The sequence below is a fragment of the Streptomyces sp. NPDC002276 genome, assembly GCF_053891435.1.
In genome coordinates, this window is sequence record NZ_JBSFCQ010000005.1 from 108,285 (window position 1) to 132,230 (window position 23,946).

20 protein-coding genes are annotated in these 23,946 nt (G+C 70.8%); 15 read left to right on the plus strand and 5 right to left on the minus strand.

What is annotated here, in order from left to right:
* Positions 1–5 precede the first annotated feature (5 nt).
* Entirely contained in the window at positions 6–1,337 is a 1,332-nt protein-coding gene (locus tag ACWIHT_RS15095) for a glutamate-1-semialdehyde 2,1-aminomutase (RefSeq protein WP_456168189.1), read from the plus strand.
* Between the two features lie 7 nt (positions 1,338–1,344).
* Here the strand turns inward: ACWIHT_RS15095 and ACWIHT_RS15100 are convergent, their stop codons facing one another.
* On the minus strand, positions 1,345–2,016 hold the full coding sequence (locus tag ACWIHT_RS15100) for a phosphatase PAP2 family protein (RefSeq protein ID WP_456168835.1): 672 nt from the start codon (positions 2,014–2,016) through the stop codon (positions 1,345–1,347).
* Positions 2,017–2,164: 148 nt separating this feature from the next.
* On the opposite strand from ACWIHT_RS15100, the gene ACWIHT_RS15105 reads away from it, so the two are divergent.
* The 6 genes from ACWIHT_RS15105 to ACWIHT_RS15130 all read left to right on the plus strand — a co-directional run bounded on the left by ACWIHT_RS15105 (position 2,165) and on the right by ACWIHT_RS15130 (position 9,363).
* Complete coding sequence (locus tag ACWIHT_RS15105; protein WP_456168191.1) at positions 2,165–4,747, plus strand: BTAD domain-containing putative transcriptional regulator; 2,583 nt, start codon at positions 2,165–2,167, stop codon at positions 4,745–4,747.
* A gap of 115 nt (positions 4,748–4,862) precedes the next feature.
* Positions 4,863–5,780, plus strand: a complete 918-nt coding sequence (locus tag ACWIHT_RS15110; RefSeq protein ID WP_456168193.1) for an LLM class F420-dependent oxidoreductase — start codon at positions 4,863–4,865, stop codon at positions 5,778–5,780.
* 8 nt (positions 5,781–5,788) lie between these two features.
* Entirely contained in the window at positions 5,789–6,457 is a 669-nt protein-coding gene (locus ACWIHT_RS15115; protein WP_456168195.1) for a hemerythrin domain-containing protein, read from the plus strand.
* Positions 6,458–6,627: 170 nt separating this feature from the next.
* Complete coding sequence (locus ACWIHT_RS15120; protein WP_456168197.1) at positions 6,628–6,990, plus strand: bifunctional 3-phenylpropionate/cinnamic acid dioxygenase ferredoxin subunit; 363 nt, start codon at positions 6,628–6,630, stop codon at positions 6,988–6,990.
* Positions 6,987–8,156 (plus strand): NAD(P)/FAD-dependent oxidoreductase, encoded by a 1,170-nt coding sequence (locus ACWIHT_RS15125; RefSeq protein WP_456168199.1) that lies wholly within the window; start codon positions 6,987–6,989, stop codon positions 8,154–8,156. The genes ACWIHT_RS15120 and ACWIHT_RS15125 overlap by 4 nt, the downstream gene beginning before the upstream one ends.
* A 76-nt stretch (positions 8,157–8,232) precedes the next feature.
* The gene (locus ACWIHT_RS15130; RefSeq protein WP_456168201.1) at positions 8,233–9,363 is read left to right on the plus strand and encodes an aromatic ring-hydroxylating oxygenase subunit alpha; all 1,131 of its coding nucleotides are present in this window, start codon (positions 8,233–8,235) and stop codon (positions 9,361–9,363) included.
* A 1-nt stretch (position 9,364) separates the two neighbouring features.
* Here ACWIHT_RS15130 and ACWIHT_RS15135 read toward each other — a convergent pair whose 3' ends face one another.
* Both ACWIHT_RS15135 and ACWIHT_RS15140 read right to left on the minus strand, forming a co-directional pair.
* Positions 9,365–10,111 (minus strand): IclR family transcriptional regulator, encoded by a 747-nt coding sequence (locus tag ACWIHT_RS15135; protein ID WP_200710473.1) that lies wholly within the window; start codon positions 10,109–10,111, stop codon positions 9,365–9,367.
* A 303-nt stretch (positions 10,112–10,414) separates the two neighbouring features.
* Complete coding sequence (locus ACWIHT_RS15140) at positions 10,415–11,374, minus strand: quinone oxidoreductase family protein (protein ID WP_456168203.1); 960 nt, start codon at positions 11,372–11,374, stop codon at positions 10,415–10,417.
* Between the two features lie 131 nt (positions 11,375–11,505).
* Here ACWIHT_RS15140 and ACWIHT_RS15145 point away from each other — a divergent pair, with 131 nt between their 5' ends.
* From ACWIHT_RS15145 to ACWIHT_RS15160, 4 genes are all read left to right on the plus strand, one after another.
* Positions 11,506–12,348, plus strand: a complete 843-nt coding sequence (locus tag ACWIHT_RS15145; RefSeq protein WP_456168205.1) for a helix-turn-helix transcriptional regulator — start codon at positions 11,506–11,508, stop codon at positions 12,346–12,348.
* Positions 12,349–12,542: 194 nt separating this feature from the next.
* The gene (locus ACWIHT_RS15150) at positions 12,543–13,004 is read left to right on the plus strand and encodes a hypothetical protein (protein WP_456168207.1); all 462 of its coding nucleotides are present in this window, start codon (positions 12,543–12,545) and stop codon (positions 13,002–13,004) included.
* Between the two features lie 289 nt (positions 13,005–13,293).
* Positions 13,294–14,862, plus strand: coding sequence for an oleate hydratase (locus ACWIHT_RS15155; protein ID WP_456168209.1), 1,569 nt, complete (start codon positions 13,294–13,296; stop codon positions 14,860–14,862).
* A gap of 63 nt (positions 14,863–14,925) precedes the next feature.
* Entirely contained in the window at positions 14,926–15,354 is a 429-nt protein-coding gene (locus tag ACWIHT_RS15160; RefSeq protein ID WP_456168211.1) for a VOC family protein, read from the plus strand.
* Positions 15,355–15,412: 58 nt separating this feature from the next.
* On the opposite strand, the gene ACWIHT_RS15165 is transcribed toward ACWIHT_RS15160, so the two are convergent.
* Positions 15,413–16,972, minus strand: coding sequence for a glycoside hydrolase family 32 protein (locus tag ACWIHT_RS15165; protein ID WP_456168213.1), 1,560 nt, complete (start codon positions 16,970–16,972; stop codon positions 15,413–15,415).
* 149 nt (positions 16,973–17,121) lie between these two features.
* On the opposite strand from ACWIHT_RS15165, the gene ACWIHT_RS15170 reads away from it, so the two are divergent.
* The 4 genes from ACWIHT_RS15170 to ACWIHT_RS15185 are packed head-to-tail and all read left to right on the plus strand — an operon-like array spanning position 17,122 to position 21,788.
* On the plus strand, positions 17,122–18,531 hold the full coding sequence (locus tag ACWIHT_RS15170; RefSeq protein WP_456168215.1) for an extracellular solute-binding protein: 1,410 nt from the start codon (positions 17,122–17,124) through the stop codon (positions 18,529–18,531).
* Positions 18,528–19,496 (plus strand): carbohydrate ABC transporter permease, encoded by a 969-nt coding sequence (locus tag ACWIHT_RS15175; RefSeq protein ID WP_456168217.1) that lies wholly within the window; start codon positions 18,528–18,530, stop codon positions 19,494–19,496. The genes ACWIHT_RS15170 and ACWIHT_RS15175 overlap by 4 nt, the downstream gene beginning before the upstream one ends.
* A 13-nt stretch (positions 19,497–19,509) precedes the next feature.
* A complete protein-coding gene (locus ACWIHT_RS15180) occupies positions 19,510–20,397 on the plus strand; it encodes a carbohydrate ABC transporter permease (RefSeq protein ID WP_456168219.1) in 888 nt (295 codons plus the stop codon).
* Positions 20,394–21,788: a glycoside hydrolase family 32 protein gene (locus tag ACWIHT_RS15185; protein ID WP_456168221.1), complete on the plus strand. Its 1,395-nt coding sequence runs from the start codon at positions 20,394–20,396 to the stop codon at positions 21,786–21,788. The genes ACWIHT_RS15180 and ACWIHT_RS15185 overlap by 4 nt, the downstream gene beginning before the upstream one ends.
* Positions 21,789–22,792: 1,004 nt before the next feature.
* Here ACWIHT_RS15185 and ACWIHT_RS15190 read toward each other — a convergent pair.
* The gene (locus tag ACWIHT_RS15190; RefSeq protein ID WP_456168223.1) at positions 22,793–23,857 is read right to left on the minus strand and encodes a LacI family DNA-binding transcriptional regulator; all 1,065 of its coding nucleotides are present in this window, start codon (positions 23,855–23,857) and stop codon (positions 22,793–22,795) included.
* Between the last annotated feature and the right edge of the window lie 89 nt (positions 23,858–23,946).

Here is a 23,946-nt window from a genome sequence, read left to right on the forward strand (position 1 = left end):
TCCTCGTGGACACCGAAGTGCTTGACCTGCCCCTGTCGCGGACAGCCAACGAGCGGCTGCACGCCTTGATCCCCGGGGGCGCTCACACCTACGCCAAGGGCGACGACCAGTACCCCGAGAACCTGGCCCCGGTCATCAGCCACGGCAGCGGTGCCCACGTGTGGGACGTCGACGGCAATCGCTACATCGAGTACGGCTCCGGCCTGCGGTCGGTCAGCCTCGGTCACGCCCACCCGCGCGTGATCGAGGCGGTGCGGCGCGAACTCGGCCGCGGCAGCAACTTCGTCCGGCCCTCCATCGTGGAGGTCGAGGCCGCCGAACGCTTCCTCGCCACCGTGCCGACCGCCGAGATGGTGAAGTTCGCGAAGAACGGCTCCGACGCCACCACCGCCGCGGTCCGCCTCGCCCGCGCCGCCACCGGCCGCTCGCGGGTGGCCCTCTGCTCCGACCACCCCTTTTTCTCCGTCGACGACTGGTTCATCGGCACCACCCCGATGTCCGCCGGCATCCCGTCGACGACCACCGATCTCATCGCGTCCTTCCCCTACGGCGACCTGGCCGCCACGGAGGAGATGCTCACCCGGTACCCGGACGAGATCGCCTGCCTGATCCTCGAACCCGCCACCCACACCGAGCCCCCGCCCGGCTACCTCGCGGGCCTGCGCGAACTGGCCGACCGGTACGGCTGCGTCCTGATCTTCGACGAGATGATCACAGGCTTCCGCTGGTCCGAGGCGGGCGCCCAGGGCCTCTACGGCGTGGTCCCCGACCTCTCCACGTTCGGCAAGGCGCTGGGCAACGGCTTCGCCGTCTCCGCGCTGGCCGGGCGCCGCGACCTGATGGAGCGGGGCGGACTGCGTGACTCCGGCGCCCGCGACCGGGTGTTCCTGCTGTCCACCACCCACGGCGCGGAGACCCACTCCCTGGCCGCCGCGATGGCCGTACAGACCACCTACGTCGAGGAGGGCATCACCGCGCGACTGCACGCCCTCGGCGAGCGGCTGGCCGCCGGTGTCCGCGACGCCGCGGAGGCCATGGGCGTCGGCGACCACGTCGTCGTCCGGGGCCGGGCCAGCAACCTGGTCTTCGCCACCCTCGACGAGAACCTCCAGCCCTCGCAGCAGTACCGCACCCTGTTCCTGCGCCGGCTCCTCGCGGGTGGAGTGCTCGCCCCGTCCTTCGTGGTCAGCAGCGCCCTCGACGACGAGGACATCGACCGCACCGTCGACGTGGTGGCCCAGGCATGTGCCGTGTACCGGAAGGCACTGGACGCCGCCGACCCCAACCCCTGGCTGGCCGGACGAGCGGTGAAGCCGGTGTTCCGCCGCCTGGCGTGAGATGACGTCAGCGGGGTGTGCGTCGGCCGGCGTCGATCGGCTGACCGGCTTGCCGATCGCCCAGGCGGTCGGCCGTCCGGTCGACCAGCCACGCGGACGCCGGGATCACCGCCAGCGCGGTGCACCAGCCGCCGAGGGCGTCGGTCGGATAGTGCGCGCCGAGACCGACCTCGGCCCAGCCCATGATCACGCCGGCCACCAGCCCCGCCCCGAGCACGAGTGACGTACCGGCCGTCCTGCCCAGGCCGAGCCGGTCCGTCGCCAACAGCGCCGCCATGAGGGCGAGCGCGGTGGCGAAGGCGGTGTGCCCGCTCGGGTAGGACAGATTGCCGGGGCCGTGGATGGTCCGCCCCACCACGTGCTTGAGCAGCGTGGTCGTCCCCACGGTCGCACCGGCGCCCACCACGACGAGCACCGCCGCACGGGGACGCCGAACCACCAGACAGCCCACCACACCGGCCGCGATCACCATCGCCGATCCCGCGGGTTCCCCCAAGAAGTCCAGGACCAGGGCGACTTGACGCCACGGCGGCCCCACACTGTCCGACGTCGGCGGAAAGATCCACCTGTCCACCGCACCGGGCGCGCTGTGCCCGGCGTACAGGATCCCGAGCGCGCCGACCACCAGCGCGGCGAGGACCGCGATCAGGGCGAGCCGGGGGCGCAGCGACGGAGGCATCACGGCGCGCGCTCCGAACCGGCCCGGGCCCTCTCCTGCCGGACGATCCAACGCGAGCCCCCCTCGTGTCCCCTTCGCGGGTCATCAGAACCCTAACCGCAATCCGGCTCACGAGGCCCGGGCGTTGGGGCCCGCTAGACTCCGGCGGGTGGCGACGGCGGTGGTGGAGGGATACGAGTTCGGGCTGCTGGGGTCGCCGAGCGCTCGCCATGACGGGCGGCGACTGGATCTGGGCAGTCCGCTGCAACGCGCGGTCCTGGTCCGGCTTCTGCTCGGCGAAGGACGGCAGTGCGGCCTCGACCACCTCGTCGACGCGCTGTGGGAGGAGCCGCCCGGCAACGCGGTGCGCTCGGTGCAGACGTACGTCTACCGCATCCGTCTCTCGCTGGGCGAGGAGCGTTCCCGGCTGAGGACCACGGCCAGTGGGTACCGGCTCGACATCCCGGAGCGCGCCGTCGACGCCCTGCGCTTCGAACGCCTCGTCCGTGACGCCGAGGAACTGCGGGCCGCGCGCCGGACCGGCGCCGCCCTGCGCGCGTTCGACGCCGCGCTGGCACTCTGGTCGGGGGAGCCGCTGTCCGGGGTGCCCGGTCCCTACGCCCAGCGGCACCGCCGACGCCTGGCCGACCTGCGGCTCAACGCCCAGGTGGCGCGGCTGAGTTGCGCCGACGAACTGGGCGAGCACGCCCGCGTGGCGACGGAACTGCTCTCACTGATCGCCGACCACCCCCTGCGGGAGGACCTGTACGCGCTCCGCATGCGCGCCCTCCACCGCGCCGGGCGGGCGGCCGAGGCACTCGCGGTCTACGCCGCCGCCCGCGACACCATGGTCGCCGAGCTGGGCATGGACCCGGGACCGGAACTGCGCGACTTGCAGACCCGTATCCTCGCAGGCACCGAGCCCGCCCCTGCGGAGCCGAGTCCGGTCAACGAGGAATCGGGCCCCGCCTCCGACACCGGCCGGGTCGCGGCCGCACCGGCCGACGAGGCCCCGGCCGGAGTCCGACCGCAGCAACTGCCCCCGGCGCCGGGGGACTTCGTCGGGCGGGAGCGCTTGCGGGAGCGGCTTCGGCTGGCGTTGCGGCCCAGCGGGGAGGCCGTGGCGCTCGCGGTGCTCAGCGGTATCGGCGGGGTGGGGAAGACCGCGCTCGCGCTGCGCTTCGCCCACGGCATCCGCGCCGACTATCCGGACGGACAGCTCTACGTGGATCTGCGGGGCGACGGCGGCCAACCCGCCGATCCCGCGGACGTGCTGGTCGACTTCCTGCTCGCGCTCGGCATGCCCGCCGCCGCGATCCCCGCCACACCCACCGCCCGCGCCGGGGCCTACCGCACCCTGACCGCGGACCGCCGGATCCTGGTGCTCCTGGACAACGCGTCCGACACCGCCCAGGTGACCCCGCTGCTCCCGGGCACACCCGGCAACGCCGCGCTGATCACGACCCGGCACCGCTCGCTCGTACCGCCGGGCGCGACGCGTTTCGAGGTGCCGCTGCCCGATCAGGAGGAGGCGGTGGCGATGCTGGGCCGGTTCACCGGCGACGCCGAGATCGCCGCCGACCCGGACCTCGCGCTGGAACTGGTGCACGCGTGCGGCCAGTTGCCGTTGGCGCTGCGCATCATCGGTGCCCGCGCGGCGGCCCGTCCCGGGCGCGGGCTCGGTGCGCAGTTGCTGCGGCTGCGCGCCGAGGAGCACCAGCTCGACGAGTTGCGGGCCGGAGGCATATCGGTGGAGGCCACCTTCCAGGTCGGCTACCGGGCCCTCGCCCCCACGCAGGCCCGGGCGATGCGCCTGTGCGCGCTGCTCGACGCCGCGGACTTCCCGGTCGCGGTCGCGGCCGTACTGCTCGACCAGCCGGAGGCGGAGACCGAGGAGCAGCTGGAGCATCTGGTGGAGGCCGGTCTGCTGGAGCCGCACTCGGCCGACCGCTACCGGTTCCACGATCTGGTACGGGCCTTCGCCGCCCGTCGCGCCGACCGCGAGGACCCCGTGGCGGACCGCGAGGCGGCACTCGTACGGCTGACGATGTTCCTGCACGCCACCCTGCTCCAGGCCATGAGCGCGACCGAGCAGGCCGGTTCGCTCAGCATCCATCTCTTCTCCGTGCCGCAGACGGGAATGCGGTTCGCGGACGCCGCTGAGGCGCGCGGCTGGCTGCTGGCCGAGCACACTTTGCTGGTCGCGGTGTTCTCCCGGGTGCTGCGCGACATCCCCGGCGCCTCGCAGATCGTCGTCGCCGCGCTGTCGGTGATCGCGTCGAGCGGGCTCTTCGCCGGGCCCGCGCATCAGCGGGAGCTGGAACGCGTCACGGACCACGCGGTCGCGGCGGCGGACCTGGGCGACGACCCGGCGCTGTCGTGGCAGACCCGGCACATCAGGGCCTGGCTCGGCTTCATCCGCGGTGATCTGACAGCGGCGGAGGCAGATCTGCGCGAGGGGATCCGGCAGTCCCGCGACGGCGACGACCCGCTGACGCTCTTCATGTCCACCCGGCTGCTGTCGGTCGTACTCGTGGACCAGGGGCGGAGCGCGGAGGCCGTCGACTTCTTCGCCGAGTCGGAGGCCGTCGGTGGCGCGGAGGACGATCCGAGCAGCCCGGCCTATTTCGCCCAGGAAGTGGCCCGCCTGTTCACCGCGCTGAGTTCGGACCGGGCCGAGGTCGACATCTCCGCGGCGGAGCATGTGCACGAGGTGAGCGACCGGCTGCGGAAGGAAGCGGCGGGGCGCTGAGCCTGTCCGCCCGCCGGGTCGACCCCGCTTTCACGCGCCGTCGACCGGACGTCGATCCGCGTTCGGCACGGTGATCGAGAACGGACCGCACCAGCTTCTCGAACAGGTGACACACATGCTCAGGATCGGACTGGGAGCGCCCCAGTACGGATTGTTCACGGACCCCGCCACCCTCTCCGGGTTCGCCGCCGCCGTCGAGGAGATCGGCTTCGACAGCCTGTGGGTGGGCGACCGGGCCCTCGTACCGACGCACCCCAAGGACCCCTATCCCGGCGGCGGCCCGGTACCGGAGGAGTACCGTACCTTCCTGGACCCCGTCGTCACCCTGTCCTTCCTGGCCCACGCCACCCGACGGCTGCGCCTCGGCACCAGCACGCTCAACGCCCCCTTCTACTCCCCGCTCCTGCTGGCCCGCTCGCTGGCGTCCGTGGACATCCTGAGCGGGGGACGGCTCGACGTCGGGTTCGGGCTCGGCTGGTCCTCCGACGAGTACGAGGCCATCGGGGTGCCGTGGCGCGGGCGCGGGGCCCGGCTGGAGGAGATCCTGGACGTCCTGGAACACGTCTGGTCCGGCTCCCCGGCCGAGTACAAGGGGGAGCTGTGGACGATCCCGAGCGCGCACCTCGAAACGCTCCCCGCGCAGCGTCCCCGCCCGCCGGTGCTCCTGGGCGGCTTCACCCCGACCACGCTGGAACGCATCGGCCGCCGCGCGGACGGCTGGGCCGGAGTCGCCCTGCCGGTGCCCCAACTCGCCTACGTCATCAGCCAGATCCGGCAGATCGCGGAGGCGGCCGGACGTGACCCCGACGCCCTGCGCACCGTCGTGCGCGTGAACCCCGTGGTGACGGCGGAGGCCGCACCGGACGACGCCGTTCCGCACCGCGGAACGATCGTCCAGGTCTCGGACTACCTGCTCGCCGCCCACGCGGCGGGCGCCGACGAGGTCCTCGTCGACCTCCAGCAGACCGCGCGGAGCGCCGACGAGCTGACGGACCTGGCACACCGTTTCCACGAGCAGCTGAGCAAGGGTTAGGGAGCATCATGTCCGACACGGTCACCTCGAAACCGGATGTCCACGACATGGTCGTGGTGCACCGCACGTTCCGGCAGTCGTGCGCGGAACTGCCGGACCTGGTGCGCGGGCTGCGCCCCGGCGACAGCGCGCGGGCCGCGCTGGTCGTCGACGCGGTCCGGTTCCTGCTCATGGGCCTGGAAGCCCACCACGTCAGCGAGGACGAATACCTCTGGCCCTTGCTCACGGCCCGGACGGGAGTGCGCGCCGAGGCGGTCGCCCGCATGGAGGAACAGCACCACCGCCTCGAAGAACTGGTCACGGAGGTCAGGCGCGCGCTGGACGGACTGGCCGCCGACCCCCGGCCGTCCCTCGCCGAGCAGGTCGCGGACCAACTCACCCAACTGCGCTCGGTGTTGACCGCACACATGGACGAGGAGGAGAACACCGTCCTGCCGTTGGCGGCCGAGTATCTGAGCGTCGCCGAATGGGAGGAACTCGGCGAGATCAGCCTGGCGAAGCTGGACAAGAAGCACCTGCTGCGCGCCTTCAGCGCGTTGATGGCCGTAGCGACCCCCGAAGAACAACGAACCCTCCTCACCAAGGCCCCGGCACCCGCCCGCCTCCTCTGGCGCCTGTCCGGCCGCCGCTCCCACGCCCGCCGGGAGGCCCGTCTGCGCGCGGACCACGGGGGCTGAGCCACTGGGGGGAGGCAGAGTGCGTTGCTTATCGTGAGGCTTGTTGCGTGAGAGGCAACGTCGGATCCGGGGTTCACCTGTCCTCTGGATGCCTTGACAAGGGTTTGGGGGCGCCCTCAAACTGACGTTGCGCTTACCGCAATCCGTTTCGCTATACGCACCGAGGTGTCATGATGATTCCCGCGTGCCTTCTCGTGGATCTGCCGCGAGGCGAGGCCTACCGGCTCGACATCGATCCGCCGGTTTCGGTGTTCCACACCGACGACGGCGAGGTCTTCGCCATCGACGACACGTGCACTCACCAGGACGCCTCGCTCGCCGACGGCTGGTTGGAGGGCTGCGAGGTGGAATGCCCGCTGCACGCCTCGAAGTTCGACCTGCGGACCGGCGCCGTGGACGCCCCGCCGGCCAAGCGCTCGGTGCGTACCCACGAGGTACTCGTCCAGGACGGCATGATCTACGTCGTGCCGTCCACGGACGCCCCGAACCTGCCGCCCTGCGTCGCCTCCCGGCTCGCCGGCGGACCCGCGTGAGGACCGTGGCCGTGGTCGGCGCCTCGCTGGCCGGGCTGTCCGCGGCACGCTCGCTGCGCAGACAGGGCTACGACGGACGGCTCGTCGTCATCGGCGACGAACTCCATCGCCCGTACGACAGACCGCCGTTGTCCAAGGAGTTCCTGGCGGGCACCCTCGGCGAGGCCGATCTCGCGCTGGAGTCGGACGACGAGGACCTGCGCGCCGAGTGGCTGCTCGGCGCCCGTGCCGTCGCCCTCCAAGTCGACGGCGCGGAACGGGTGTTGACCCTCGACGACGGCCGGGAGGTACGGGCCGACGGTGTCGTCCTCGCGACCGGCGCGGTGGCGCGGAACCTGCCGGGCACCGACGGCCTGGCGGGTGTGCACACCCTGCGCACCCTGGACGACGCCCGCGCCCTGCGGGACGAACTCGCCCTGGGCGGACGGCTGGTGGTGATCGGCGGCGGCTTCATCGGCGCCGAGGTCGCCTCCACCGCGTACGCCCTCGGACTCGACGTGACGGTGATCGAAGCGGCACCGACCCCCCTCGCGGGACCGCTCGGCGAGACCATGGGCGGCATCGTCTCCGCCCTCCACGAGGCCCACGGCGTACGGCTGTTGTGCGGTGTCGGCGTGAAGGGGCTGAGCGGCGAGGCGCGGGTCGACGCGGTGCTGCTGGAGGACGGGCGCACCGTCCCCGCCGACACCGTCGTCGTGGGTGTCGGCGCCCGCCCGTGCGTCGACTGGCTCGAAGGCTCCGGCGTCGAACTGGACAACGGCGTCAAGTGCGGTGCGGACGGCCGTACCGGCCTCGCCGGCGTCGTCGCCGTAGGGGACTGTGCCAACTGGTACGACCCGCGGGCGGGTTCGCACCGGCGGGTCGAGCACTGGACCGGGGCGCGGGAGCGGCCCGACGCGGCGGTGGCCGCGCTGCTGTCGTGGGGGGCGGCGGAGCCGGGGGTGCCCCGGCCGCCGTACTTCTGGTCGGACCAGTACGGCGTGAAGATCCAGTTCGCCGGTCACGCCGCCGGTGCCGACAGTGTGACCGTCGAGGAGGGCGCCCCGGGCGACCGCAGTTTCCTCGCCGTCTACCGGTGTGCCGGGCAGCCGGTCGCCGTGCTCGCGATGGACCAGCCGCGACTGTTCATGCGGTGGCGCAAACAGCTTGCCGCCACGGTGAGTTGACCGTAACTACGCCGTCCGGAGTCGTTCGTCCCGGCGCGTGACCGACCGATCCACGACGTTCTCCGAGGAGTGCACTGTGACCTCGACCAGCCTGCCGGACAGCCTGATCGCCACCCTGCCCGGCTCCTCCTACACGGACCCGGCCGTTTTCGCCCAGGAACAGGAACGCATCTTCGAGACGATGTGGTTCTGCGCCGTGCGCTCCTCCGAACTCGCCAAACCGGGCGCCTTCCGGACCGTGGACGTGGGCCGCGAGAGCATCCTGATCACCCGGGCCCGCGACAACTCCATACGCGCCTACTTCAACGTCTGCCGGCACCGCGGCGCCAAGCTCTGCACCGAGGAGACCGGCGAGGTCAAGCGGGCCTTCCAATGCCCGTACCACGCCTGGACGTACGACCTGAACGGCAAGCTCGTCGCGGCGCCGAACCTGACGAAGATGCCCGATGTCGGCCGTACCGAATTCGGGTTGGTGAGCGTCGCCGTCCGCGAATGGCTCGGCTATGTGTGGGTCAACCTGGCGGAGAACCCGCCGTCGTTCGACGAGGACGTCATCAGCGAGGTCGTCACCCGACTCGGCGACGTGGAGTCCCTTGAGCACTACGACGTCGACCACCTCTCGGTGGGCAAGCGCATCGTCTACGACGTGAAGGCCAACTGGAAGCTCATCATCGAGAACTTCATGGAGTGCTACCACTGCGCCACGATCCACCCCGAACTCACCGAAGTACTCCCGGAGTTCGCCGACGGCTACGCCGCGCAGTACTACGTCGGCCACGGCGCGGAGTTCGGCGAGGAGGTCCAGGGATTCACGGTCGACGGCTCGGAGGGACTCGACCGCATCCCGGGGGTGAGCGAGGACCAGGACCGTCGCTACTACGCGATCACCATCAAGCCGCAGGTGTTCATCAACCTCGTCCCCGATCACGTGATCTTCCACCGGATGTACCCGGTGGCCGTCGACCGCACGATCGTCGAGTGCGACTGGCTCTACCTCCCGCACGTCGTCGAGAGCGGCAAGGACGTCAGCCGGTCCGTGGAACTCTTCGACCGGGTCAACCGCCAGGACTTCGAGGCGTGTGAGCGCACACAGCCCGGAATGAGCTCACGGATGTACGCCAAGGGCGGGGTGCTGGTGCCCAGCGAGCACCACATCGGCGCGTTCCACGACTGGGTGAACGAGCGCCTGGGCATCAACCCGGGGTGACTCAGCCCAGGTAGCCCATGCGGTGGCTGATCTCCTCGGCGCCCTTGACCAGGATCGGGGCGAGCTCGTGCAGCCGCTCCTCGGTGAACCGGTAGGCCGGTCCCGAGGCGCTCACCGCGGCGATGACCTCGCCGTCCCGGTTGCGCACCGGAGCGGCCACGGCGTGCAGCCCGACCTCCAACTCCTCAAGCGTCCAGGCGTATCCGCGCTCCCGGGCCTCGGCGAGGTTCTTCTCCAGCTTCGTCTTCGAGGTGATGGTCCCCGGGGTCACCTTCTTCAGACCGGCCTCCGACAGCAGCGCGGCACGCTCCTTGGCGGGCAGGTGCGCCAGCAGCACCTTGCCGCTGGACGTGGCGTGCAACGGGGTGAGTTCACCGACCCAGTTGTGCGCGGTGACGGCGCCGGGGCCGCGGACCTCGTACAGGTTGATCGCGTACTGCTCCTGCATCACCGCGATGTTGACCGTCTCGCCGATCTCCTCGGCGAGACGCTCGCAGACCGGGCGGCCCTGCTGGGTGATGTCGATCCGCCCGGTGACCGCACCGGCCAGCCGCACGATCCCGAAGCCGAGCCGGTACTTGCCGCGCTCACCCGCCTGCTCCACGAGCCCCCGCGCCTCCAGCGCGCCGAGCAGCCGGAACGCGGTCGACTTGTGCACGTCGATCTCCCCGGCCACCTCGCTGACCCCGGCCTCGCCGCGCTGGGCGAGAATCTCCAGCACGCTGATCGCACGGTCCACGGACTGCACCCCGCCGGACGGCGAACCTGTCGTTTCAGTATCTGGACTGTAGTTGCTCACAGCGAAACTATACGCGTAGTACGCTACAAGGTGTTTACTGCGGGGACTCTGACCAGGTCTTTTGGGCTGGTACCGGCTGATTCGAGGGCCGGAGGGCGGAGCGGATACGGTCAGCGCCTTGTTGCGGCCGCTGTCGGTCGACGGGGTGCTGGATGACCCGGGTTGGGTCTCAAGGAAAAGTTCCTCATCGCTACGGCCGACGCCCGAGCCGCGACACCGACCCGAGCGTCACACTTCGACGGCCGGACTTGGTCACAGAGAGCCGCGCGGCACGGTCACCACGTGCTTGCCGACGACGCCTCCGCGTTCGAAGGCCCGGTGCGCGGTGGCGATGTCCGCGAGCGGGTACACGCTGTCGATCACCGGGCGCAGCGAGCCCGACGTGACGAAGTCGGCCACATCGCGCAGTACGGGGGTTTCGGGGTTGGCGCTGAAGGTACGGATGCGGCGGGAGCCGTGCACGCTGGAGGCGGCGATCGCGGCAATGGCGGACGGGGACAGTCCGACGGTGACCATGCGGCCGCCCTTGGCCAACCGGCTTCGGTAGCAGTGCAGTTCGGTGCCGACGGTGTCGACGATGACATCGAACGGCCCGATCCGCTCCGAGGTGGTGGAGCCGTAGTCCAGCACCTCGTCGGCGCCGAGGTCCGTGAGGAGTTCGGCGTGGCGGTCGCGGGCCAGCGCGGTCACGTGGCCGCCCATCGCGTGCGCCAACTGAACTGCGGCCGTGCCGACTCCACCGGCCGCGCCCCGCACCAGGACCCGTTCCCCGTCCGCGAGGCGCACGCTGTCGCGCAGCGCGATCAGCGCGGTGGAACCCGCGACCACCAGGGAGGCCGCCTCGACCGACGAGAGGTCCGCCGGGGCGTGCGAGAGGCGGGCCGCGGGGACCACGACGTACTCGGCCGCCCCCGCGACAGAGTGCCGCTGCCGGGGATGCACCATGCCCCACACCCGGTCCCCGACCCGGTAGGCCTCGACACCGGCGCCGGTCGCGGCGACGACGCCGGCGAAGTCCAGACCCACTCCGATCGGGAAGCGGCGCCCCGACACCATCTTCAACTCCCCGCCCCGGACGATCACATCGTGTCCGTTCACGCTGGTCGCCTCGACCGCCACCTGCACCTCACCGGCGCCGGGAGCGGGACGGTCCACGTCGTTGATCCGCAGCATGTCCGCGGTACCGAAGCTCGTGATCTGAACGGCCTTCATGTCGCTGTTCCTTCCGTGACCGGATGTGGTGCGTCCGATGCTGGCCTCCCCACGCGACATCACGGTCGTTCTCCTTTTCCTGGGTCTGGCAGACCCACCCTCAGCGGTTCCGGCCACGGCATACTGGCGCCGTGACCGACGACCCTCGACGCGAACTCGCCGATTTCCTGCGCACCCGCCGAACTCGGCTGCGGCCGCAGGACGTTGGGCTGGAGCCCGGCGGGAGGCGGCGCGTGGCGGGGCTGCGCCGGGAGGAGTTGGCCCTGCTGGCGGGGGTGAGTTCGGACTACTACCAGCGCATGGAGCAGGGACGCGACGTCCGGCCCTCCGAGCAGGTACTGGACGCTCTCGCGCGCGCCCTGAACTTCTCCGCCGAGGAGACCCGGCATCTGCACAGCCTCGCCGCCGCCGCCCGCACCCCGGCCCGCCCGCCGCGTACGGACGAGCCGGAAGAGGTACCCGACACCACGCTACGGCTGCTGCGCACCATGACCTCGCCCGCGCTGGTCGTCGGCCGCCACCTCGACGTGCTGGCCTGGAACCCGCTCGGCGGCGCCCTGCTGGGCGAGTTCACGCGACAACCGAAGAAGGAACGGAACCTCCTGGCACTGTTCCTGCACCCTGAGGCCGACCGGACCTGCCCCAACCGGGCGGCCACCGTCGCGGAGCTGATCGGGATGCTGCGCACCCAGGTCGCCGCCGACCCCGGCCACCCGCGCGCGGTCGAGCTGGTGGGTGAACTCGCCGTCCGCAGCGACGAGTTCGCGGCCCTGTGGGCACTGCACGACGTGGAGGAACCCACCCGCGGCCAGATGCGCCTGAACCATCCCCGGGTCGGCGAACTCAACCTGGACTGGGACGCCTACCCGATACCCGGCAACCCCGGTCCCGCGCTCATGGTCTGCACCGCCGCCGAGGACAGCCTCGACGCCGAGCGACTCCAACTGCTCAGGGACCTGCTGGACGCCGGCTGACCCGACGCGGAGCCCCATCCCGCGGTCCGGCATCGGCTTCGAACACCTTGTGTGCGTGTCGAGTTCCCGGGGGCACAGCAGGCTCACAAGGTTTCCACAAGGTTCGTGACGCACGATCCGGTCGGCAACGCGGAACGCCGCCGTGGCGGTCGCTCCCCACCCGCCTATGTCACCCGAGTGGAAAAGGAATCCATGTGAAGAAGCACCGTATGGGCCGTGTGGTCGCGGCCTCGGCCGTGCTGATCAGCAGCGGCGCCATAGCCTTCGTCCCCGCGTCGGCGGCCTCGGCCACCGAGGCCGACTGCGACGGCATCGGCGTCATCGGCGTCTTCAAAGCCGTCGAGTCCGGAGCCTCGTTCAACTACAACGGTCGCCGCGTCGAGTTGCAGAACGAGTCGGCGCTCGACCGCTACAGCCGCGCGGAGATCAAGTCCGGCCGCAAGGCCGGCGACCGGCTGTGGGTCGACCGCAGCTTCCACGCGTTCCCCAACTTCAAGGGGATCGTCAGCGACCAGTCGGCGAAGAGCGATGGCTGGAAGATGTGCGGCCCCTACACCGGCAGTCGCACGCAGTCCGTCTTCAACGCCAACTACGCCGCACGCGCCTGTGCCGAACTCGACGGCACCACCCTGTGCGGCAAGTGGTACGTGGACTGACGTTTCCCCACGGTGGGGCGCCGAAGCGGCGCCCCACCGCGGGACCGCATCCCGCGAGGAACTCCGACGCCGTCGAAGGCCACGTAAAGGGCGAAGCCGCGCACGGTGAGCCCTGCGTCACCTCGAACGCCTCCGCATCGCGCGGCGCGTCTCGTTCACTCGTTCGGGCCCGCCCTGCTGCACGGACCGAGCCGCCGCCCGACGCTGAAGTAGCCGACCGCACAGCGGCGAAACGCCCGCGCACCGCCCGGGCCGCGTGCGGGCGCGGCACGAAGGAGGTTCGGCGTTCATGGCGAAGGCATACCTGGTCGGAAGCGGCATCGCGTCCTTGGCGGCAGCGGCGTTCCTGATCCGCGAGGGCGGGTTCGCCGGATCGGACATCGTGATCCTGGAGGAACAGGACCGGAAGGGCGGCAGCCTGGACGCGGCCGGATCGCCCGAGACCGGGTACACGATGCGCGGCGGCCGGATGTTCGAGGTCCACTTCGACTGCACCTACGACCTGCTGAGCTCGATCCCCTCCTTGGACGACCCGTCGAAGTCGGTGACCGAGGACACCTTCGCCTTCCACGAGGACTTCGCCTGGGACGACCACGCCCGGCTCGTCGACGCGGCAGGCAAGGTCGTCGACTCGCGTTCGATGGGGTTCTCCGAGCGCGACCGGCTGGAACTGGTGAAGTGCGTGAGCACCCCGGAGAAGCTGCTCGACGGCAAGCGCATCACCGACTGCTTCGGCGAGGGCTTCTTCCGCACCGACTTCTGGTGGATGTGGTGCACCACGTTCGCCTTCGAGCCCTGGCACAGCGCGATCGAGTTCCGCCGCTACCTCAACCGCTTCGTCCACCTCTTCAAGACCTTCGACTCCATGTCGGGGATCTACCGGACCCGTTTCAACCAGTACGACTCCATCGTGCGCCCGCTGCTGAAGTGGCTGACCGGGCAGGGCGTGAGCATCCAACTCGGCACCCGGGTAACCGACTTGAGGCTGGCCGAGGGTGACGGACTCACCGTCGAGGCACTCACCTGGACGAGGGAGGGGCGCGGCGAGGAGACGGTGCTCGCCCCCGGCGACCTGGTGCTGGTCACCAACGGTTCGATGACCGCCGACTCCACACTCGGCTCGACCGACACCGCACCCGTTCTGGACACCTCCGGTGACGCGGGGGCCTGGCGGCTGTGGGAGACACTCGTGGCGAAACGGCCGGGTCGGCTCGGCGCCCCCTCGGTGTTCAACTCCTCTATCGCCGACTCGACTTGGGCGTCCTTCACGGTCACGACCAAGGATCCGACCTTCTTCGAGCTGATGGAGAAGTTCAGCGGCAGCGAGGCCGGCAAGGGTGGCCTGATCACCTTCAAGGACTCCAACTGGCTGCTGACCATCGTCCTCAACCACCAGCCGCACTTCCGCGAGCAGCCCGAGGACACCTTCGTGTGGTGGGGCTACGGCCTCTTCCCGGACAAGGAGGGCGACTTCGTCGGCAAGCCGATGCGCGAGTGCACCGGCCGGGAGATCCTGGACGAGGTGCTGCGGCATCTGCGGTTCGAGCAGGGCCCGCAGATCCTCGACCACTCGATCGTGATCCCGGCGCTGATGCCGTACATCACCAGCCAGTTCCTGGTCCGCAGCGCCGGCGACCGCCCGCAGGTCGTTCCGGAGGGTTCCACCAACCTGGCCTTCATCGGCCAGTACGCCGAGGTGCCGGACGATGTCGTCTTCACCGTCGAGTACTCGGTACGCACCGCCTGGACCGCCGTAGCCGGGCTGCTGGGTCTCGACCGGCGGCCACCGCCGGTCCACAAGGGCGAACACGACCCGAAGGTGCTGGTCGAGGCCTTGCGGACGATGCACCGCCGCTGACCGTCGGCGGCGCTCGGAGTTCGCGCGGAACGGGGCGACGGAGCCTCTTGGTACGGTGCGCCGATGTCATCGATCAAGCAGTTCCAAGTCACCTTTGACTGCGCGGAACCCGAGCGCCTCGCCCGCTTCTGGTGCGAGGTGTTGGGGTACGTCGTACCGCCGCCACCGGAGGGGTTCGCGACGTGGGACGACTTCAGGCGTTCGCAGCCCCCTGAGCGGCAGGATTCATGGTTCGCCTGTGTGGATCCCTCAGGGGTCGGCCCGCGACTGTTCTTCCAGCGCGTCCCCGAGGGGAAGGCCGTGAAGAACCGGGTGCACCTCGATGTACGGGTCGGCACCGGCCTCGTGGGTGAAGAGCGCCTCGCCGCACTTGAGGCGGAACGCGCTCGGCTGGAGCCGCTCGGCGCGGTACACGTGCGGACGTTGTACGACGGCAATGACGCCTGCATCCCGATGCTGGACATCGAGGGCAACGAGTTCTGCATCGACTGAGCCCCCTTCGTGCCGACGAGGCGGGAGCCACCCGCGAGGGCGAGGCGCCCAACCGGCCTCACACCGAGAACTCGCGTATCACCGTGTTCCGGAACACCGCGCTGCCCCCGATCGTGAACAGCGCGAGCCGGGTGTCCAGCAGATACGGGAACACCTGGCTGGTGTGCACATAGCGGCCGTCGTCGACGAACATCTCCACCGACGTACGGTCCACCAGGATGCGCAGTTTCACCGTGCCGGCGGACGGGTCGAACGGAGTGTGGCTCTCCTGCCACTTGCCGGACGTGTCCGCGTTCACCGTGTCGCGTCGGTTGAGGAAGGCGTAGTCGGCGTAGATCCCGGCGTCGATGTGCCGCCCGCCGTCGGGCGAGCGCCTCAACTGGAGCCCGGCGCCGGTGAGTTGGGACCAGGTCAGCTCGGTCGTCACCTCGTAGGAGATGCCGGTGTAGTCGAGCACCTTCGTGCCGTCCACGGTCACGTCGCCCAGGTTCACCGTGCGGGAGACATACGAGTCGAGGCCGGTGACAGGCCGGCAGGCGAGGTAGTAGATGTTGTCGGACGCCTTCTTCAGGGTGACCTCGCGGACGACTGAGTCCGTGCCGTTGAAGCCGTCGCAGTCGATGGTGGGGGTGGTGTTGGCGTAGTCCCAGTTGTTCACCCAGCCGATCGCGTACCGGGCGGCCGCGTCCACCGCGCCGCTCGCGTCCCGCTTCTCGAACGTGACGGCGCCGTACCAGTCCCAGCCGTGGTCGAGCCACTGCGGGTCACTCGTGTCAGCGGTGAACGCGCTGCCGTCGAAGGAACCCGTCCAGTAGGCGTACGTGTTGGGCAGCCCCGAGCCCTTCCCGTTGGCGCTCACACCGAGCACCCACTTCACGGTGCCGTCGGCCGCGGTGATGCGGAACAGGTCCGGGCACTCCAGGACGCCGATGCCGTCGTGGACGAAACCGCCCACGTACGTCCAGGACTTGAGGTCGTCGGAGTGGTAGAAGCCGACCTTGTCGTTCTCGGCGAGGGCCATCACCCAGCGGCCCCGGTCCTCGTCGCGGATCACCTTGGGGTCGCGGAAGTCGGCGACGCCGGGGTTGGGCAGGACGGGGTCGGTCCCGTAGTCGGTGAAGGTGAGGCCGCCGTCGGTCGAGTAGTACAGGAACTGCTCCTGCTGGTCGGTGCCGCCGCCGGGGGACATGGTGACGATGACGACGACCGCGCCCGCGCCGAATCCGGCCGTGTTGCCCGTGTCGACCACCGCCGAACCCGACCAGAGGTCGCCGTTGGGCGTGGTGTCCTTGGGGACCGCGACCCCGCGGTCGGTGAAGGAGACCAGGTCACTGGTGGTGGCCAGGCGCCACGCGGTGCCGACGGCGCCGGTGAAGTAGTCGGCGTTGTAGAGGTAGTAGTAGCGGTACTCGCCGTCGATCCAGACGGGCCGCTGCGGGTCGTTCTTCCACTGGTCGGGGACCGTGAAGTGGTACGCGGCACGGTAACTCGCCCCGCACGCGGCCGACTTGGCCCCGCTCTCGGCCGTGGCCGTTCCGCTGGACAGCAGCGCGGCGGCGGCTCCCGCCGCCGATCCGGCGAACACCGATCTCCTGGAAATCCCCGATGTTCCGGGCATGGCACATGGTTCCTCTCGTGCGGCTCATGTGAACGAGGACTGTAGACCTAACTCGTTAAAGGTCAAGCCTTCCCGACCCTTGACAGGCCCGCCGCCCAGTTCCCATCATCTGGGCATCACCCCTGAACTAACACGAGTTAGGCCCGTTGATGACTGACTCGCACATCCCCCGCCGCACGCTGTTGCGGTACGGCGCGTACGGGGCCGGGGCAGCCGCCCTGGCCGGGACCGCCGCGAGCTGGGACCGGCTCACGGGAGCCGACATCCCCGGCCGCGACGACGGCTCCCTGGTCGTCGCCACCCTCGGCTCCGCCTTCGACCCGGCCACCGTCGACGCCCTCACCAAGGGCTTCCACCGCCTCCACCCCGACATCCCGCTGCGGGTGAACGCGGTGCAGGCCGTCGACTGGTCGGACTTCTTCGCGAAGATCCTCACGCAGATCGCCGCGGGCACCGCCCCCGACCTGGTGTATGTGGCCACCGAGGGCGTGCAGTTGTTCGCCCAGAAGCTCGGCGTACCCCTGGACCGCTGGGTGCGACGGGACGCGGTGGAACTGCGTGAGTACTTCGCCGACGTCCACCCCTCGCTGGTCGAGTCGATGATGTACGAGGGGCACCTCTACCAACTCCCGATGGAGTTCAACGCCGCCGACATCTACCTCAACAAGCAGGTGCTGAAGAGGGCGGGCGCCGGGTTCCCGGCCGCCGACTGGACCCGCGACGACTTCACCGCGCTGCTGCGGGAGATGAAGCGCGTCGGCGACGCGCACTTCACGCCGTACTTCTGGACCAACCGGCTGTGGGGCGGCGTAGTCCCGTGGCTCTTCGCGAACGGCACGAACCTGCTGAAGGAGTCGAAGGCGCCCGGCGGTTCCTGGCTGTGGGACGCCTTCTACCCGGCCGCCGACCGGCGGGGGCGCGGCGGAGGCTTCCGCTGGAGCACCCCGCAGGCCACCGCCGACCGTGTCGAGGAGGCGTACGACTATCTCGCCTCCCTCGTCCAGGAGGACCTGTGCACCCGGCCCGAGGGCGGCAACGGCAGCAATCTGGTCGGCGTGTTCTCCACCGGCCGCGTCGGTGTCACCCCGGCGGGCGGCTTCTGGGCGGGCGGTCTGCACCAGGCCGGCATGCGGGCCGCCGACTACGACGTGCAGTACTTCCCCCGCTGGCGCACCCAGCGCCACCAGTTCGGCGCGGCGGGCTACGCGCTGCTGCGCACCTCGAAAAAGCAGGAAGCCGCCTGGGAGTTCATCAAGTACGCGGCCCGCAAGGACACCATGACCCGGCTGTTCCAGAGCAACCAGACCACCCCGGCCCGCCGTTCGATGCTGAACGCCGCACGCTACGCCGAGAGCGGCCCGGCCCACTGGCAGGTCTTCTACGACACCCTCGACAAGTTCCCCGACACCGGCCCGATCCCCGCGCCGCCGCAGGTCGCCGAGGTGACCGACGTCCTGCTCAAGTACACCGGCACCGCGCTCGCCTCGCCGCGTGCGGTGGGTCCCGCGCTGCGCCGGATGCAGGGCGACCTGGAGCAGGCCATGGAGCGTGAGATATGACGAACACTCAGGTCCCCAACTCCGAGGCGCCGGGCGTACGTTCGCGGCCCGCCACACCACCAACTGCCGTCGCCGTACGGCCGTCCGTCCGCGACCGCGGCTCCCGGCTGCTGGCCGGGCTGTTCCTGGCGCCCACGGTCGTCGGGATCGTCGTCTTCACGGTCGTGCCGATCATCGGGTCCGTCGTGCTGAGCCTGTTCCACTGGAACGTGATCGACCCGCCCCGTTTCGCGGGCGGCGCCAACTACCGCACCACCTTCACGGATTCGACCGTCCTGGTCTCCTTCCGCAACACGCTCGTCTTCATGGTTCTCGCGGTCGCGCTGCAACTGCTGATCGCGCTGTCGCTGGCGCTCGCGCTGAACGCGCGGATGCCGGTGTGGCTGCGGTCGCTGTTCCGTTCGGCGTTCTTCTTCCCGCTGGTACTGTCCGCCGCGTCCATCTCGGTGGTGATGAAGTACCTGTTCAACCAGGACTTCGGGGTGGTGAACTGGCTGATCGGCCTGGTCGGCATCGCGCCCGTGCCCTGGCTGACCTCGGAGCACGCGGCGATGGCCACGGTGGTCCTGGTCTACGTCTGGCAGCAGTTCGGTTTCTCGTTCCTGCTGTTCGTCGGCGGTCTGAACAACATCCCCAAGGAGATCCACGAGGCCGCCGCCCTCGACGGCGCGACCGGCCTGCGCAAGCACCTCGGCGTCACGCTGCCGCTGCTGTCGCCGACGCTGCTCGTCGCGTCGGTGGTCGGCATCATCAACGCCCTCCAGGTCTTCGAGCAGCCCTACGTCCTCACCGACGGCGGCCCCGGTGACGCCACCCGCACCGTGGTGATGGTGATCTACGAACGGGCCTTCGAGCAGCTCGACTTCGGCGAGGCGTCCGCGGTCGGCACGCTGCTCTTCGCGCTGATCATGGCGGTCACCGCCCTCCAGTTCCGGCTCAGCCGGCGTTTCGTCCACTACCAGTGAGCCGGTGAGCCGCATGAGCGCTGTCAGCCAAGCAACCCCGACCCTGAAAACGACCCCGACCCCGACCCTGAGCCGCGTACGTCATTCACTCGCGCCCTGGGCCCGGATCGCCGCACTGACCGTGTGTGCCCTGTTGACGCTGGGCCCGGTCATCTGGACCGTCTCCACCTCGCTGCGCACTCCGGCCCAGTCCTTCGACCTGCCCCCGCAGATCGTCCCGACGCACCCGACGACCGCGGCCTACCGCGGGGTCTTCGACCAGATCGACGTGTGGCTGCTCGCCCTGAACTCCACGCTCGTGACGGCACTGGTCGCCGTAGGCCAGATGATCACGGCGGGCCTGGCCGGATACGCCTTCGCGCGCCTGGAGTTCCGTTTCAAGAGGCCGCTCTTCGGCCTGGTCCTGGCGACCATGATGGTGCCGTTGCAGGTCACCATCGTGCCGGTGTTCCTGGTGCTGAAGTCGATGGGCCTCACCGACACACTTCTCGGCCTGATCCTCCCGGCCTTCCCGACGGCCTTCGGCACGTTCCTGATGCGCCAGTACTTCCTCGGTATGCCGAAGGACCTGGGCGAGGCGGCCATGCTGGACGGCGCCGGGCCCTGGCGGATCTTCCGCTCGGTGTACGCGCCGCTGGCCGCGCCCGGCCTGGCGATCGTCGGCGTGCTGGCCTTCAACTACCACTGGAACGAGTTCTTCCGCCCGCTGATCCTGGAGACCTCCAGCCAGAACTACACGCTTCCGCTGGGCCTGGTCTCCCTCCAGGGCAACCTCGGCACCGGCTCGATCTCCGTCGTCCTCGCCGGTGTCGTCCTCTCCATGCTCCCCGCCCTCGCCGTGTTCGTCGTCGGCCAGCGCCCTCTGCGTGAGGGCATCACCTCGGCAGGAGTCAACCGTTGAGCCATGACCCCAACGCGCCGCGTTTCAGGGTCCGTCCGCCCGCCGGCTGGATCAACGACCCCAATGGGCCGTTCCGTTGGCGGGACCGCTACCACCTCTTCTACCAGCACAACCCCGACGCACCGGTGCACGCGAACGTCCACTGGGGTCACGCCTCCAGCACCGACCTCGCGCACTGGGAGCACCACCCGATCGCGCTCACCCCGACGCCCGGCGGCCCCGACGAGGCCGGCTGCTGGTCGGGCTGCGTGACCGACGACGCGGGCACACCGACCGCCGTATACACGGGAGTTGACCACGCCCACACCGGACTCGGCACCATCTGCCTGGCCCGGGCAGCAGCCCCGGACGACGACCGGCTGACCGAGTGGAAACCGCTGCCGACACCGGTGGTGGCGGGCCCGCCACCGGGCCTGGATGTGGTGATGTTCCGCGACCCGTTCGTTTTCCACCACTCGGACAGGCGCTGGGCCCTCGTCGGCGCCGGGCACGCCGACGGCACGCCGTCGGTCCTGCTCTACGACTGCGACGACCTGACCGACTGGCGGTTCGCCGGAGTGCTGCTGGACGGCAACGACCCAGTGGCCGCAGGTGTGTTCGGCGACAAGTCGGTGGGCTGGGAGTGCCCGCACCTGTACCGGACGGCGGGTGGAGAGCACGTACTTCTGGTGTCGCTGTGGGACGGGGATCCTTGCTCCACGGGGTATCTGACGGGCCGTCTGGAGTCTGATGGACAGGGCGCGTTGAGGTTGGTGCCGCGCGCCGGCGGTCGACTCGACCAGGGGCGGGACTTCTACGCTCCCGCCGTGCTCCAGGAGCCGGACCGGGCACTGCTGTGGGGCTGGTCGTGGGAGGCCCGCCCGCAGGAGGAGGTGCGCCGGGCCGGATGGGCGGGCGTACTCACGGCACCCCGGGTGGTCGACGTCCACCCCGACGGTTCACTACGTGTGACCCCGGCCCCGGAACTCGAACTGCTGCGCCCGGCCGAGCCGTTCGTCACCGGGCCGCAGGGGCGGGTCCCGCTTCCCCACACCTACGACCTGACGGTCACCGCGTGTGGACCAACCACGGTGAGCCTCCTCCGGGACGCGGCGGGGCGGGAGTTGACCGTCCGCGCAAACCCCGCCTCCGGGACCGTCGTCCTCGACCGCACCGCCTGGCCTCGCACCGGCAGGGAAGGCTCCACCCCGATCACCGTGCACGTGCCGAAGGGACCGGAACTCGCGCTGCGCCTCCTCGTCGACGGCTCACTCCTCGAACTCTTCGTCGCGGACCGGGCGATGGTCACCGAGCGCGTCTACCGCCGCCCCGACGACATCGCCGAGCTGGTCGTCGACGGGCTGGGTGCGCGGGTCACGGGGTGGGCGCCCGCCTCAGGGAGGCACGCCTGACGACGGGGTAGGGCAGGCGGAGGCAGGGGAGGCGGAGGCCGGGTGCCGGGTGCCGGGTGCCTGGTTCATCGGGGAGCGCCGGACCTACGGAGGTGCGGCTGACGACGGGGGCAGGGCAGTGCAGGCGCGGAACGCCCGCTCAGCCCAGATCACCAGACGGGCGGCCTGCCCCACGGAGTCGCGGCGGACCAGAGTGCAGGCCACACCCGGAACGGGCGCCCGGGGCACCGACTGGGCGCCGGGCCTGTGGGGGGGCGTGGTTGGTTGGGCGCGGGCTGGGTGTCCGGGGTACCGAATGGGCGTTGGGCTCGCGGAGGCGCGGTTGGGCGGGCGCGGGTTGGGTGTCTGGGGCGTTGGGAGGTGTCGGGCTTGCGGAGGCGCGGTTGGTTGGGCGCAGGTCGGGCGTCGGGGGCGTTGGGAGGCGCTGGACCTGTGGGGGGCGCGTTTGGTTAGGCGTGGATTGGCTGTGCGGGGCGTCGGGTGTGCCGGGCCTGTGCGGGCTGGTTCGGCAGGCGCGGGCTGGGTGCGCGGGTCGTTGGGAGGTGCCGGGTCCGCTGAGTCGCGGTTGGGCGGGCGCCGGTCGGGTGTCTGGGTCGGTCGGGAGGCGCTGGACCTGTGGGGGCGCGGTTGGGCGGGCGCGGGCTGGGTGTCCGTGGTACCGACTGGGCGTCGGGCCTGCGGAGGTGCGGTTGGTTGGGCGCGGGCTGGGTGTGCGGGGTACCGACTGGGCGTCGGGCCTGCGGAGGTGCGGTTGGTTGGGCGCGGGCTGGGTGTGCGGGGTACCGACTGGGCGTCGGGCCCGTGGAGGCGAGGTTGGGCAGGCGCGGGTTCGATGTCCGGGCGTCGGGAGGTGTCGGGCCTGCGGGGGCGCGGGTCGGGTGTCTGGGGCGTTGGGAGGTGCTGGACCTGTGGGGGCGCGTTTGGTTAGCGGTGTGCGGGTCGTTGGGAGGCGCTGGACCCGCGGAAGCGCGGTTGGGTACGTGCGGGTCGGGGGATCGGCCAGGTCATCGGCTGGGTGTCGGGCCCACGGAAGCGCGGCTGACCACAGGGCACGTCAGTCGGCGGACGGTCGTCGGTGGTGTGCGGCCCGCTTCGATGGCGTCCAGGAGCAGTCGGGCCGCCGTCTCGCCCATCGCCCGGTGCGGCAGGGCGACCGAGGTGAGGGGCGGGGTGAGGAACGCGGCCATGTGCTCCTGGTCGTCGTACCCGACCACGGACAGATCGGCGGGCACGTCGATCCCGAGCCGGGTCGCGGCGTGCAGGACGCCCGCCGCGACCCGGTCGTTGTAGCAGAGGACGCCAGTGGGGCGGCGGCCCGGCTCGACGCCGTCGAACAGCCGTAGCGCACCCGCGTAGCCTGCGGAGATCTCCCCGCCGGTGCGCACGATCCACTCCTTGGGCACGGTGACGCCCTCCGCGCGCAGCGCGTCGCGGAAGCCGCGGGTCCGTTCCACCGAGGCGATGTCGTCCAGACCGCCGATCACGGCGAGCCGACGGTGGCCCGCGCCGAGCAGCAGCCGGGCCGCGGTACGGCCACCGGCGCGCTCGGCGGGGACCACGGCGGGCAGGGAGTCGTCCTCGGGCAGGCAGTTGGCCAGCACGGAGTGGGTACGGTGCAGGCCCTCGGGCACGCGGACCCGGCGCAGTGACATGGCCGCGTAGATGATGCCGTCCACGCGCCGGTCGAGCAGTTCCGCGACGGCCGCGTCCTCCTTCGCCGGGTCACCGCCGGAGTCGACGGTGAGGACGAGATGGTCGCTGTCCCACGCGGTCTCCATGGCACCGCGCAGCAACCGGCCCGCGAACGGCGAGGACGCGATCTCATCGGTGACCAGCCCGATCACGGCCGTACGGCGACGGCGCAGACCGCGGGCCACCGGGTCGGGGCGGTAGTCCAGTTGGGCCGCGGCCTGGCGGATGCGTTCCTGGGTGGCGGGGGAGAGGTTGCCGTCGGCCCGGCCGTTGAACACGAAGGACACCGCGGTGTGCGACACACCGGCGAGCCGGGCGACGTCCCGTGACGTCGGGCGCCCGGTGCCCGTGCTCCTGCTCTCCTCGGCACCAGCCACGCCGTCCGCCGCCCTCACCCAGCCCGTCCCCGTCGATCACCGTCCACCCTATCCGCGGGGAGCGTCACGGGACACGGGAGATGCTCGGG